Annotated in this window: 11 protein-coding genes; 7 read left to right on the top strand and 4 right to left on the bottom strand. The window is 57.0% G+C overall.

Going from position 1 to position 13,151, the window contains the following annotated elements:
- Positions 1–166 precede the first annotated feature (166 nt).
- The 3 genes from CHB79_RS10845 to CHB79_RS10835 form a co-directional block, all read right to left on the bottom strand.
- Positions 167–835: an SPOR domain-containing protein gene (locus CHB79_RS10845; protein WP_010488531.1), complete on the bottom strand. Its 669-nt coding sequence runs from the start codon at positions 833–835 to the stop codon at positions 167–169.
- On the bottom strand, positions 836–2,575 hold the full coding sequence (argS, locus tag CHB79_RS10840) for an arginine--tRNA ligase (protein ID WP_010488529.1): 1,740 nt from the start codon (positions 2,573–2,575) through the stop codon (positions 836–838).
- 165 nt (positions 2,576–2,740) lie between these two features.
- Positions 2,741–4,960, bottom strand: a complete 2,220-nt coding sequence (locus CHB79_RS10835) for a primosomal protein N' (protein ID WP_089359863.1) — start codon at positions 4,958–4,960, stop codon at positions 2,741–2,743.
- Between the two features lie 166 nt (positions 4,961–5,126).
- Here CHB79_RS10835 and rpmE point away from each other — a divergent pair, with 166 nt between their 5' ends.
- From rpmE to CHB79_RS10820, 3 genes are all read left to right on the top strand, one after another.
- Positions 5,127–5,339: a 50S ribosomal protein L31 gene (rpmE, locus tag CHB79_RS10830; RefSeq protein WP_010488526.1), complete on the top strand. Its 213-nt coding sequence runs from the start codon at positions 5,127–5,129 to the stop codon at positions 5,337–5,339.
- 26 nt (positions 5,340–5,365) lie between these two features.
- Complete coding sequence (locus CHB79_RS10825) at positions 5,366–6,166, top strand: thermonuclease family protein (protein WP_089359862.1); 801 nt, start codon at positions 5,366–5,368, stop codon at positions 6,164–6,166.
- Positions 6,167–6,338: 172 nt separating this feature from the next.
- Positions 6,339–7,607: a malic enzyme-like NAD(P)-binding protein gene (locus tag CHB79_RS10820; RefSeq protein WP_089359861.1), complete on the top strand. Its 1,269-nt coding sequence runs from the start codon at positions 6,339–6,341 to the stop codon at positions 7,605–7,607.
- Positions 7,608–7,686: 79 nt separating this feature from the next.
- On the opposite strand, the gene CHB79_RS10815 is transcribed toward CHB79_RS10820, so the two are convergent.
- Positions 7,687–10,167, bottom strand: coding sequence for a penicillin-binding protein 1A (locus CHB79_RS10815; RefSeq protein ID WP_089359860.1), 2,481 nt, complete (start codon positions 10,165–10,167; stop codon positions 7,687–7,689).
- A 181-nt stretch (positions 10,168–10,348) separates the two neighbouring features.
- On the opposite strand from CHB79_RS10815, the gene CHB79_RS10810 reads away from it, so the two are divergent.
- The 4 genes from CHB79_RS10810 to pilP are packed head-to-tail and all read left to right on the top strand — an operon-like array spanning position 10,349 to position 13,126.
- Positions 10,349–11,413 (top strand): pilus assembly protein PilM, encoded by a 1,065-nt coding sequence (locus CHB79_RS10810; protein ID WP_089359859.1) that lies wholly within the window; start codon positions 10,349–10,351, stop codon positions 11,411–11,413.
- Positions 11,413–11,985, top strand: a complete 573-nt coding sequence (pilN, locus tag CHB79_RS10805; RefSeq protein WP_010488517.1) for a type 4a pilus biogenesis protein PilN — start codon at positions 11,413–11,415, stop codon at positions 11,983–11,985. Before CHB79_RS10810 ends, pilN begins: the two co-directional genes overlap by 1 nt.
- Positions 11,982–12,605, top strand: a complete 624-nt coding sequence (gene pilO, locus CHB79_RS10800; protein ID WP_010488515.1) for a type 4a pilus biogenesis protein PilO — start codon at positions 11,982–11,984, stop codon at positions 12,603–12,605. Before pilN ends, pilO begins: the two co-directional genes overlap by 4 nt.
- Complete coding sequence (gene pilP / locus CHB79_RS10795; protein WP_089359858.1) at positions 12,602–13,126, top strand: type 4a pilus biogenesis lipoprotein PilP; 525 nt, start codon at positions 12,602–12,604, stop codon at positions 13,124–13,126. The genes pilO and pilP overlap by 4 nt, the downstream gene beginning before the upstream one ends.
- Positions 13,127–13,151: the final 25 nt, after the last annotated feature.

Raw genomic sequence — 13,151 nt, 5'->3', positions numbered from 1 at the left:
GTCTCCACGCTGCGGGGCGAAAATGCCCAATGTAGAAACAAATGGGGGGGCGATGGCGGCTTTTCAACCGGGGCAGGGGGATTTTTGCTTGAACGGAGCTTGAGGGCGTAACAGAAAATTGCTGACCGGCTATGATCAGCCGGTCATATACAGGGCTTGCCGTTGCCTAGTTGGCCTGGCGCTGTTGCAGTAACAGATTGCTGAAACCGTTGGCGGCCAAGGTTTTTTGCGACTGCGACAGTTGCTCGCGCGACGAGAACGGCCCGACTAAAACGCGGTGCCAGGTTTCGTCTTTTACGGTGCCGGCTTCCACTCGTACGTTTTGCCCGAGCAGGGTGATTTGCGCACGCACGCTTTCGGCGTCGTCCTTGCGCCGGAACGAACCGGCCTGCAGGAAAAACTGGGTCGTCACCGGTGCGACCTGGGCGATAACCGGTGGCGGTGGTGGCGTTTCACCCTTGAGCGCAGCTTCAGCCCGTGCAGCATCGATCTTTGCGGCTTCCGCAGGGGTTACCGGTTTCTGCGCTGGCTTGCTTGGCGGAACCGCTTCAGGCGGTACTATGACTTCCGACTCGGGCAACAAGGTATAGAAGTCATACTTGGGCTTGCTTGCTTCAGGCTTGGCCACAGGTTTGGCCGGTTTTGCGTTGCGCGCATGTTCCGTGCGATCGCGTTGCACCTCGCCGCTGCCAGGCTTGAGGTTCATCAGGAGCATGACAAACACGCCGATAGCCAAGCCACAGGCGAGCCAGATCCACCCGGGAATGGGTTTCTTTGCGGGTGCTTTATAGCGACTGGCTCCGCGCTTGGGGGCCGGTTTTTTGCGGGCTGCCACTTACATGCGCTCCAAGGTTTCCAGGCCGAGTAATTGCAGACCTTGTTTGAGTGTTCGGCCGCTCAGAGCTGCAAGGCGCAGGCGGCTTTGTTGAGTTTCCGGACTTTCGGCGGTGATGATCGGGCAGTGCTCGTAGAAGCTTGAGAACAAGCCAGCCACATCGTAAAGGTAGCTGCACAGGATATGCGGCGTGCCTTTGTCGGCGACACTGTTGAGTACTTCGCCGAACTGGGCAAGCTTGCCTGCCAGGTCGATTTCTTGCGGGGCCTGCAGGTCGAGCGGGCCGTTGATCTCGTCAAATGACTTGCCGAGCTTGCGCAGCACGCTGGCGACACGGGTATAGGCGTAGAGCAGATAGGGCGCGGTGTTGCCTTCAAAACTGAGCATCAGCTCGAAGTTGAAGCTGTAGTCGCTGGTGCGATGCTTCGACAGGTCGGCGTATTTAACGGCGCCAATGCCAACGGCGTGGGCAATGGTGCGCAGCTCGTCTTCGGCGATATCGGGGTTTTTCGCTTTGACCAACTGATAGGCGCGCTCTTCGGCCTCGTCGAGCAGGTCGATCAGCTTTACCGTGCCGCCATCGCGGGTCTTGAAGGGGCGACCGTCTGCGCCATTCATGGTGCCAAAGCCCATGTGTTCAAGCTGCATGTGTGGTGCGACAAACTCGGCGCGGCGCGCCACTTCAAATGCCATCTGGAAATGCAGCGCCTGGCGCTGGTCGACAAAATACAAAGCGCGGTCAGCCTTGAGCGTCTGGCTGCGATAACGCATGGCGGCAAGGTCGGTGGTCGAATACAGGTAACCGCCGCCGGCTTTCTGCACTATCACTGGCAAGGGATTGCCTTCGGCGTTCTTGAACTCATCGAGGAATACGCACTTGGCGCCTTCGCTTTCGCTGAGCAGGCCTTTGCTTTGCAGGTCTGCGACTATGTTGGCCAGGTCGTCGTTGTAGGCGCTCTCGCCGCGAACATCGGCTGGGGTCAGTTTGACGTTGAGGCGGTCGTAGGCTTTCTGGCAGTGGCTCAGGGAGATTTCATTGAAGCGGTGCCACAGGCGCATGCATTCGGGTTCACCGGCCTGCAGTTGGACCACCAGCTCGCGGGCGCGGTTGGCGAAGTCTTCGGATTCATCAAAGCGCTTTTTCGCGGCCCGGTAGAACACTTCGAGGTCGGACAGCTCGCTCTTTGCCGCCTCGGGATTCTCTTCCATATAGGCCAGCAGCATGCCGAACTGGGTGCCCCAGTCGCCAACATGGTTTTGGCGGATGACTTCATCACCAAGGAATTCGAGCACGCGCGCCACGGCGTCACCAATGATGGTCGAACGCAGGTGGCCGACGTGCATCTCCTTGGCCAGGTTGGGTGACGACAGGTCGATAACAACCCGTTGCGCCGCGCCAGCCTTGCGCACATTCAGCTGTGGATCAGCCAGCGCGGCTTCAAGGCGCTGGGCCAGCGCTGCGCTGTTTTGATAGAAGTTGAGAAAGCCTGGGCCGGCAATTTCGACCTTGTTGATTTGCGGGTCGGCCGGTAGCGCGGCAACCAGTTTTTCAGCCAGGTCGCGTGGTTTCATCCCGGCGGGCTTGGCCAGCATCATGGCGATATTGCTGGCGAAGTCCCCGTTGCTCTTGTCTTTGGTGTTCTCCACCTGGATCGTCGGGGTCAAGCCTTCTGGCAGCACGCCGTCAGCGGTCAGGACGGTCAGGGCTTGTTGGATCAGGTGGCGAATGCTGTCTTTCATGGTCTGCTCTGTCGGCCGATCTGGCGCGGCTGCGCGTGGGGCACTGGTTGAAAACTGCACATTATCGGCAGCTTGGGGGGCTCGCATCAAGGGCAAAGCTCTCAGTGGTGGCTAAAACCCTGATTGATTGCTTATCAAGCCTAGCCTGTTGGCGCCTGCAATGGGTTAGAACAAGTCAATTGGATCGACATCCAGTGACCAGCGCACGGCTCGGCCGCTGGGCATTTGTTCCAGCGCGTTGAGCCAACTGTGAAGCAAACGGTGCAGGGGTGCCCGGGCATTGCTTTGGATTAGAAGTTGCGCACGGTAACGTCCAGCTCGACGCTCCATTGGTGCGGGGACAGGCCCCAGTAATTCGATGCCGCTCAGTTGCAGCTCTTCAAGTTGTAACTCGGCCTCGGTGCAGGCCTGATCGAGAAAACCTTCAGCCTGGCCTGGCTTGTGCGCCTCTGCACGGAGCAGGGCCAAGTGAGTGAATGGCGGCAAGCCTGCACTGCGGCGCTCGCTGAGGGCTTGTTCGGCGAATGCGAAGTAGCCTTGCTCGGTGAGCTGTACCAGCAGCGGATGATCAGCTAAATGACTTTGAATGATGACCTTGCCTGGTTCTTCAGCCCGTCCTGCGCGCCCGGCGACTTGCACAATCAACTGGGCCATACGCTCGCTGGCGCGGAAGTCCGCGGAGAACAGGCCGCCGTCGGCATCAAGAATGGCCACCAGTGTCACGCGGGGGAAGTGATGCCCCTTGGCGAGCATTTGCGTGCCGACCAAGATGCAGGGCTCGCCTTTCTGGATGGTGTTAAACAGCTTGGTCATCGCGTCCTTGCGTGAAGTGCTGTCACGGTCGACGCGCAGTACCGGGATATCCGGAAAGAGTATTTCCAGGCGCTCCTCGGCACGCTCGGTGCCTGCACCAACTGGTCGCAGGTCGACGCTTTGGCATTTCGGGCAGTTGTGTGGCTGGCGTTCAGCGTGGCCGCAGTGGTGGCAACGCAGTTCGCGAGAGCGCTGGTGTACAGTCATCCTGGCATCGCAGCGCGGACACTCCGACAGCCAGCCACAATCATGGCATAGCAAAGTTGGCGCAAAGCCGCGCCGGTTGAGAAATACCAAGACTTGTTGGCCTGCCTCCAATGTCTTGCGTATGGCTTGCTGCATGGGGCCGGAAATCCCGGAGTCGAGCGGCAGGCTCTTTACATCAAGCCGCAGAAACTTGGGCGCCTTGGCGCTTCCCGCGCGCTGATTGAGGCGCAACAGGGCATAGCGGCCTATGTTGGCGTTGTGCAGGCTTTCCAGGGATGGCGTGGCCGAGCCGAGCACAATCGGGATGTTCTCTTGGTGGGCGCGGACAATGGCCAGGTCGCGGGCGTGGTAGCGCAGGCCTTCCTGCTGTTTATAGGAGGCGTCGTGTTCTTCATCGATGATGATCAGCCCCGGATTTTTCATCGGCGTAAACAGTGCTGAGCGGGTGCCGATAATAATATCGGCCTCGCCGTCGCGTGCCGCCAGCCAGGCATCGAGCCGGTCGCGATCATTGACGGCAGAATGCAGTAAGGCGATGCGGGCATTAAAGCGCCGTTCGAAGCGCTCCAGGGTTTGGGGGCCAAGATTGATTTCCGGGATCAAAATCAGCGCCTGCTTGCCAGCCTCCAGTGTTTCGCGGATGAGTTGCAAATAGACTTCGGTCTTGCCGCTGCCGGTCACGCCTGCGAGCAGGTAGGTATTGAAGCTACCAAGCCCTGAGCGGATCGCTGTGGCGGCTGCGCTTTGTTCGGGGTTCAGGGTCAGCTCGGGTTGCGCCAGCCAGTTGGTCGGCCGTGGATGGGCTGCATGGCGTCGCACCTCGATGCGTACCAGATCCTTTTCGCGAAGTAACTCAAGGCTGTCTTTATTAAGCTGCAACTGGCTGAGCAGGCCGTGTGCCACGCCGTGCGGGTGTTGGGCGATGGTTTTCAAGGCGTCTCGCTGGCGCGGGGCTCGGCTCAGGCGTGGGTCGTCGATGCTGGCACCATCATTGGCCAGCCAGAAGCGCTCCTGGCGTGCCTGCGCCGGTTCGCCTTGGCGTAGCAGGATTGGCAGCGCCCAACTGAAAGTGTCACCCAGGCTGTGTTGGTAATACTGCGCCGTCCACAGGCAGAACTTGAAGAATGCGCTTGGCAGCGGTGATTGCGGGTCGAGCAGTTCCAGCGCCGGCTTCAGCTTGTCGGCCGGTATGTCGCTATGTGTGCAGACCTCGACCAGAATGCCGACCATCTCTCGGCGGCCAAACGGCACGCGCAGCCGGCTGCCTGGCTGCAAAGCCTCAAGCGCGACGCCCGCGGGCGGCAGGTAGTCGAATAGTCGGCGCAGTGGCGAAGGCAATGCGAGGCGCAAGATGGCGTCGGTCACACACAGGCTCCCGGTGAGAAGGAGCCAAATATTAGCATGTGATCAAGCGACAGCCGGTGCTTTACACTGCTTGCGTGGGTTTGTGGGTCTGGTATAGTCCGCAACCCGTTCCGTGCGGTACCTGACATCCGGTTAGGTGGCGGCACACATTATTGAGGAATACCCGATGAAAGCCGATATCCATCCAGAATACGTCGCTATCGAAGCTACTTGCAGCTGCGGTAACGTTATCCACACGCGTTCGACTCTGGCCAAGCCACTGAGCCTCGACGTTTGCTCTGAGTGCCACCCGTTCTACACCGGTAAGCAGAAAGTCCTGGACGCTGGCGGCCGTATCGACCGCTTCAAGCAGCGTTTCGGTGTGTTCGGCGCCAAGTAAGCAGCCGAATCGTCAAGAGTCGCCCGATGGTGCTCTTCTCGAAACTGAAAAAGGCGTCCCTGGTGGGCGCCTTTTTTGTTTCCGGGCTTTACCTTTCTCCTGCCCTGGCGCTTTGCCCTGCAACGATTGTTGGGGCGCCGGTGGAAGTCAGTCGGGTAGTCGATGGTGACACGCTGCGTCTGGTCGATGGGCGAAGCGTGCGCTTGATCGGTATCAATGCGCCCGAGATGGCCCGCAAAGGGCGAAGCGTCGAACCCTATGCGGTGCAGGCACGGCGCCGCCTCAGTGCATTGGTCGCTGCCAGTGGCGGGCAGGTAACCCTGCAGCTTGGGGTTGAGCCCAAGGATCGCTATGGGCGCACGCTTGCCCATGTATTTGATGTTCAGGGACGCAGCCTTGAGGCGCAGTTGCTTGTCGAGGGACTTGGCTATTGGGTGGCGCTAGCACCCAATCTTGGACAGTGGCAGTGCTTGCAAGGCGCAGAACAATCTGCCCGGGAGGCCGGGCTTGGGTTATGGCGCAAATCCCCGGTGGTTGAACCTGAATCGCTGCGCTCAGGTGGTTTCGCCATGGTGCGCGGCAAGGTCAGGCAAGTGCAGCGTAACCGTGGTGGCCTTTGGCTGGAGATGGGGGGCTCGCTGGTGTTGCGTGTTCCGGTAGAGCAGGTTGATGACTTTATCAGGGTGCATGGCAGCGCCTTGACTGGGCGATCAATCGAGGCGCGCGGCTGGGTGGTCGACCGAACCCGGCGTTCAGCCAAAACGAAAAAGCAGGCACGCTGGATGTTGACCCTGGGGCATCAGTCAATGATGCAGGTGCTGCCTTGACGCCGTAATTATGCACAACCAAGGTTCGGATTTAGCTGGATTTAAGAACCTTCGCAGTAGGCAAGGCCGGGGTGTTTAGTGCTAAGGCTGACCGAACAGTCTTGTGCAGCTGTATACAATTTGCGTATCCTCGACGGTCTGCATTAACAGCCCAAAAAAGCGGAACGCCAATATGTCTGATTTGAAAACTGCCGCTCTCGAATATCATGCCCAGCCACGTCCGGGTAAGCTTAGCGTAGAGCTGACCAAGCCAACTGCAACTGCTCGTGATTTGTCTTTGGCCTACAGCCCAGGCGTTGCCGAGCCTGTGCGTGAAATTGCCCGAGATCCTGAGTTGGCCTACCAGTACACCGGCAAAGGTAACCTGGTTGCGGTGATCTCTGACGGCACCGCGATTCTGGGGTTGGGTAACCTGGGTCCATTGGCTTCCAAGCCTGTTATGGAAGGTAAAGGTGTTCTGTTCAAGCGTTTCGCAGGTATCGATGTGTTCGATATCGAAGTCGATTCTGAAAGCCCGCAGGCCTTTATCGACACCGTAAAGCGTATCTCCATCACCTTCGGCGGCATCAACCTTGAAGACATCAAGGCCCCTGAATGCTTTGAAATCGAGCGCGCGCTGATCGAACAGTGCGATATTCCGGTGTTCCATGATGACCAGCATGGCACCGCGATCGTGACAGCCGCAGGCATGCTCAATGCGCTGGAAATCGCCGGCAAGACTGTCGAAGAAGCCAAGATTGTTTGCCTCGGTGGCGGCGCTGCAGCCATCTCATGCATGAAGTTGCTGGTGAGCATGGGCGCCAAGGTCGAAAACATCTACATGATCGACCGCAAGGGTGTTATCCACGCTGGCCGTGATGACCTCAACCAGTACAAGGCTGTCTTTGCCAGCGAAACTGACAAGCGCACCCTGGATGACGCGCTTGACGGTGCTGACGTATTTGTAGGTTTGTCCGGTGCAAACCTGCTCAGCCCTGAAGGTCTGCTGCGGATGGCGGCAAACCCAATCGTCTTTGCCTGCTCCAACCCGGACCCGGAAATCAAGCCAGAACTGGCGCACGCCACACGCAGCGACGTGATCATGGCGACGGGTCGTTCCGACTATCCAAACCAGGTCAACAACGTACTCGGCTTCCCGTTCATCTTCCGTGGCGCCCTTGACGTTCGTGCTACGCGCATCAACGAAGAGATGAAAATCGCTGCTGCAATTGCGCTGCGTGACCTGGCCAAGCTGCCAGTGCCCAAGGAAGTGTGCGACGCCTACGGTGGCATTGAGCTGTCCTTTGGCCGCGAGTACATCATTCCGAAGCCGATGGATGCCCGCTTGATCACCCTGATCTCTGATGCTGTTGCCAAGGCGGCAATCGAGAGCGGCGTGGCCACGCTGCCATACCCTGCGCACTATCCGCTGCAATCGGTGGATGATGTGTTCAAGGGTTAAGCCTGACGCATAAAAAAACCGCTTCGGCGGTTTTTTTATGCGCGCTGTTCGGGCTCACGCATGTTGTGAGCCCGGCGCCTCAGAACAGGTCGATCGGGGCCGAGTCATCGGCTGGCAATGGGCTGCCGGGTACGCCGAGGTTGGGATCGATCTCTCCCATCGAAGGTGGCGTATCTTCGTTCTTGAACAGTTCGAAATAGGCGCCAGGCGTGCCGGGCGATGCGGTGCGCCCACTGAAAGGATCGATGCGCAGCGTCAGTATTCCAGGTGGCTCTTTCGGTGGATTGCTGGGTTTGTCCTTGAGTGCGGCGCCCATGTACTTCATCCAGATTGGCAGGGCGACGGTGCCGCCAAACTCGTGCCGACCGAGGCTTTCCGGTTGGTCGAAACCGGTCCATACGGTGGTGACGTAGTCGGCGTTGTAGCCTGAGAACCAGCTGTCCTTCGACTCGTTGGTGGTGCCGGTTTTGCCGGAAAGATCGTCGCGACCAAGTGCCAGCGCGCGCCGTCCGGTGCCGCGTTTGATCACGTCTTGAAGCATGCTGGTCATGATATAGGCGGTGCGCGCGTCAATGATGCGCTTGGCAACAGCGGGTTCTACCGGGGCTTGTGGATCTGTAGCTTCGGTTGGTGCTGCAACGTCGGTTTCCAGTGCCGGTGCTTCAGGTGCTGCCTGGCCGGCGCTGTCTTGGGCCAGTTCTTGCAATTGCTCGTCTTCAGTTTGCTCTACGCTGGGCACCGTCGGCGGGTTGGCGGTGAATACGGTTTTGCCGTGACGATCGTCAATTTTCTGGATCAAGTAGGGTTCGGTCTTGTAGCCGCCATTGGCGAATACCGACCAGCCTCCTGCAACTTCCATCGGCGTCAGGTCGGCGGTGCCGAGGGCCAGGGACAAGTTTGGCGGCAGGTCTTGTTTATTGAAGCCGAACTTGGTCGCATAGTTGCGGGCGTATTCAACGCCAATCGCCTGTAGCAGTCGGATCGAAACCAGGTTGCGCGACTTGTACAGGGCGACGCGCAAGCGGATCGGGCCCAGGAAGGTGTTGTTGTCATTCTTGGGGCGCCAGACTTCATCGGTGTTGCTGCTGGCAAAGACGATCGGGGCGTCGTTAACCAGGGTCGCAGCGGTGTAGCCTTTGTCGAGGGCGGCGCTGTAAACGAAAGGTTTGAAGCTTGATCCTGGCTGGCGCTTGGCCTGAATTGCGCGGTTATAGTTGCTTTGCTCGAACGAGAAGCCGCCAACCAGCGCGAGAATTGCACCGTTCTTGGGGTCAAGCGAAACCAGCGCGCCTTGGGCGGCCGGCATTTGTACAAAGTTAAGGCTGCCATCTTCCTGGCGTTGCACGCGGATAAGGTCGCCGACCTGGGCTACGTCACTCGGCTGTTTGGGGCGAGGGCCCATGCTGTTGGTATTGAGGAAGGGGCGTGCCCATTTCATGCTTTCCCAGTTGACGGCTTCTTCTTTGCCGTCGCGGGTCAGGACCAGAATACCGCTCTTCTCAACCTGGGTGACAATTGCGGGTTCAAGGCCGCCAAGCTGGGATTTCTTGGCCAGCTCAGCCAGCCAGGTTTCCTTGGTCATGCCCGGCAGGCGGCTTTCAGGGCCGCGATAGCCGTGGCGTTGGTCATAAGACAGCAAGCCGCTGCGCAGCGCACTGTTGGCCGTTTCTTGCAGGTTGCTGGGTACAGTGGTGTAGACATTGAAGCCTTCGGTATAGGCATCGCTGCCGTAACGGCCGACCATTTCGGCGCGGGCCATCTCGGCGATATAGGGTGCAGCGAGTTCCGGGGCGGCGACGTGGTAGCTGGCGTTGACTGGCTCGGCGAGTGCTTCCTGATAGCGTTGTTCGTCAATTTTTCCGAGCAGGTGAAGACGGCCCAGAATCCAGTCGCGACGTTCTTTGGCACGGGTCGGGTTTACCAGTGGGTTATAGCGCGATGGTGCCTTGGGGAGCCCGGCAATCATTGCCAGTTGGGAGAGCGTCAACTCACCGATGGGTTTGCCGTAATAAACCTGTGATGCTGCTTCTATACCGTATGCGCGTTGGCCGAGGTAGATCTTATTGACGTACAGCTCGAGAATTTCGTTCTTGCTGAGTTCGCGTTCTATTTGCAGGGCCAGCAGGATTTCGTTGATTTTCCGGGAAAAACTGCGCTCGTTGGTCAGGAAGTAGTTTTTGGCGACCTGCATGGTAATAGTGCTACCGCCGGTTTGAATTTGGCCGCTTTTTAAAATTTGCGTGGCAGCGCGCATCAAACTACTCGGGTCGACGCCATAATGGTGCTCGAAGTTATCGTCTTCGGCAGCCAGTAATGCGTTGATGAAGTCAGGCGGGATATCTTTGAATTCGATGGGGGAGCGTCGCATCTCACCAAATTCGGCGATCAGTTTTCCGTCGCTGCTAAATACTCTCAAGGGTATTTGCAGCTGGATACTACGCAATGAGTCGACAGAGGGCAGGCTCGGGCTTAGGTAGAGGAACGCACCACTTAAACTGAGTAGCAGGCCACAAAAAATGGCGACACAGGACCAAGCAAAGAATTTCAGCAAACGCATCAAGATTTTTGGATTTCCAGATAAAAGAATGAGTTAAGAACAAGACAAAGCTAAAAGGAAAAAATCGATCACATTATAAGCGTTTTTTTCCACTGGGAGCCATTTGCGCTTCTGTCAAGACTGTTATTTAATGTAGAAAAACATAAATAGTCCGTAAGTAACGGATGCCAATAGGAAATCGGTCGTGCTAGGGCTCTTCAATAAGAAAGCGAATACGCTGCTGGGGATTGATATCAGTTCGACCTCGGTAAAGCTCCTCGAGTTGAGTTGCTCAGGAGGCCGCTACAAAGTAGAGGCCTATGCTGTTGAGCCACTCCCACCTAATGCTGTAGTTGAAAAGAATATCGCCGAGATGGAGGGGGTCGGCCAGGCACTGACGCGCGTGCTCGCTAAAGCCAAAACCGGAGTCAAGACTGTCGCGGTTGCAGTTGCGGGTTCTGCGGTGATTACCAAGACCATCGAAATGGAAGCCGGGCTTTCCGATGATGATCTTGAGAATCAATTGAAGATCGAGGCGGATCAATACATTCCTTATCCACTGGAAGAAGTTGCTATCGACTTTGAAGTCCAGGGGTTGTCGCCGCGCAATGCTGAACGAGTTGAGGTGTTGCTCGCGGCATGTCGCAAAGAGAATGTCGAGGTTCGCGAAGCCGCCTTGGCCCTCGCTGGCCTGACTGCCAAGGTGGTGGACGTTGAGGCCTATGCGCTCGAGCGCTCCTTCGCCCTGCTCGCAGAGCAACTGGGCTCCGGTGATGATGACTTGACCGTGGCGGTTGTCGATATCGGTGCAACCATGACCACCTTGAGTGTCTTGCATAACGGCAAGACCATCTATACGCGTGAGCAGATGTTCGGTGGCAAGCAGCTGACTGAAGAAATCCAGCGTCGCTATGGCTTGTCTGTCGAGGAAGCTGGCCTTGCGAAAAAACAAGGCGGATTGCCAGATGACTACGACAGCGAGGTTTTGCAGCCGTTCAAGCAGGCGGTTGTGCAGCAGGTCTCGCGTTCGTTGCAATTCTTCTTTGCAGCTGGCCAGTACAACGATGTCGATTACATCCTGTTGGCTGGAGGCACGGCTTCTATCCCTGATCTCGATCGCCTGATTCAACAGAAGATCGGCACGCAGACATTGGTCGCTAATCCGTTCGCTGACATGGCGTTAAGTAGCAAGGTCAATGCGGGGGCGCTCGCCAGTGATGCGCCGGCACTGATGATTGCTTGTGGTCTGGCGATGAGGAGTTTCGACTAATGGCACGGATCAACTTACTTCCGTGGCGAGAGCAGTTACGCGAGGAGCGCAAGCAGCGTTTCCTGGTTGCTCTCGGCGGCGTGCTGGCGGTATCTGCTGGCCTGGTGTTTTTGGGCGATCAGTACTTAAGCAGTGCGATTGAACAGCAAAATGCGCGTAATGAATTTGTGCGTAAAGAAATTGCTGTGCTCGACACCCGGATCAAGGAAATCAGCGAGCTGAAAAAACGCCGTGAGCAATTGCTTGAGCGGATGAAAATCATTCAGGACTTGCAGGGCAATCGGCCGATTATTGGCCGGGTTTTTGATCAGTTAGTGAGAACTCTGCCCGATGGCGTTTACTTCACCGGGCTTAAAATGACCGGTAAGAACATCGCGATTGTCGGTGCCGCTGAATCCAATAACCGTGTATCCAATTTAATGCGCAATCTCGACTCATCACCATGGTTGACCGAACCTAACTTGACCGAAGTTAAGGCGGTGACTGCTGGAGCGGTTGATCAGGCAAACGTGTTTCAGCTGACGGTGCAGCAAACCCAGCCGAAGCTTGATGGCGAGGAAGTTAAAAAATGAGCCTGAGAGAATCGCTGGAAAGTTTGAAGCAGGTCGATCTAAACGACCTTGATTTGAATAATGTTGGCTCCTGGCCTGCAGCGGTCAAGGTGATTGCGGGTGCACTGCTGTTAGTTCTGGTGCTGGCACTGGGCTATAAATTCCACTTGGAAGATTTGCAAACCCAGCTCTCGGGCAAGCAGCAGGAAGAGGTCACGCTCAAGGAGCAGTTCTCGTCCAAGGCTTTTCAGGCTGCAAACCTGGAGGCTTATAAAGAGCAAATGAAGGAAATGGAAGTTTCCTTCGGCGCGCTGCTCAAGCAACTGCCGAGTGACACCGAGGTGCCTGGCCTGCTCGAAGACATTACGCGCACCGGTCTGGGCAGTGGTCTCGAGTTTGAAGAGATCAAGCTCCTGCCGGAAGTGACGCAACAGTTTTATATCGAGCTGCCGATACAGATCAAGGTGGTTGGTACTTATCACGACCTGGCTACCTTCGTCAGCGGGGTCGCCAGCCTGCCGCGTATTGTAACGCTGCATGACTTTGATCTTGTGCCGGCCAGTAAAGACACAACGAGCAAGCTGCGTATGTCGATTCTTGCTAAAACCTACCGTTATAACGATAAGGGGGTGCAGAAATGAAGCGCGCCCATTTAGCAACTTTCCTAACGGTATTGACGCTTAGCGGCTGTGGTTCGAGCAGTGATTTTGCTGATTTGCAGGCCTATATGGATGAGGTACGAGCTCGGCCAAAGGGTTCCATCGAACCGCTGCCGAAGTTCCAGCCTTATGAAAGCTTTACCTACAGCGCCGCGTCGCTGAGGAGCCCATTCCAGCCGCCAGTGAAGATCGAAATGATGCAGCGAGCCAAGGGCTCGAAGGAAATCAAGCCCGACGAAACGCGGGTGAAGCAGTTCCTTGAAGGCTTCAATATCGAGGTTTTCGAGATGGTCGGCACTTTGGCCAACGATCGTGGGACCTATGCCCTGGTTAGCGGTGCAGGAGGCGTTCACCGGGTCAAGGTTGGGGATTACCTTGGTCGTAATAATGGGCGCATCACTGCTATCAGCGAATCACAAATCGATGTGATTGAAATCGTTCCCGATGGTGAAGGTGGCTGGCTGGAACGTCCGCGAAGCCTCTCCCTCAAGGAGCGCTCTTAAATGAGCGGAGAGAACATGAAAAAAA

Origin of the sequence: Pseudomonas segetis, from assembly GCF_900188155.1 — a bacterium.
Taxonomy (GTDB): Bacteria; Pseudomonadota; Gammaproteobacteria; order Pseudomonadales; family Pseudomonadaceae; genus Aquipseudomonas; species Aquipseudomonas segetis.
This window is presented reverse-complemented; position numbering and strand designations above follow the sequence as displayed.

Bases quoted from the DNA above. Each gene is read 5' to 3' on its own strand.
- argS (WP_010488529.1), bottom strand. From the start codon at position 2,575: ATGAAAGACAGCATTCGCCACCTGATCCAACAAGCCCTGACCGTCCTG.
- rpmE (WP_010488526.1), top strand. From the start codon at position 5,127: ATGAAAGCCGATATCCATCCAGAATACGTCGCTATCGAAGCTACTTGC.
- CHB79_RS10825 (WP_089359862.1), top strand. From the start codon at position 5,366: ATGGTGCTCTTCTCGAAACTGAAAAAGGCGTCCCTGGTGGGCGCCTTT.
- CHB79_RS10820 (WP_089359861.1), top strand. From the start codon at position 6,339: ATGTCTGATTTGAAAACTGCCGCTCTCGAATATCATGCCCAGCCACGT.
- pilN (WP_010488517.1), top strand. From the start codon at position 11,413: ATGGCACGGATCAACTTACTTCCGTGGCGAGAGCAGTTACGCGAGGAG.
- pilO (WP_010488515.1), top strand. From the start codon at position 11,982: ATGAGCCTGAGAGAATCGCTGGAAAGTTTGAAGCAGGTCGATCTAAAC.
- pilP (WP_089359858.1), top strand. From the start codon at position 12,602: ATGAAGCGCGCCCATTTAGCAACTTTCCTAACGGTATTGACGCTTAGC.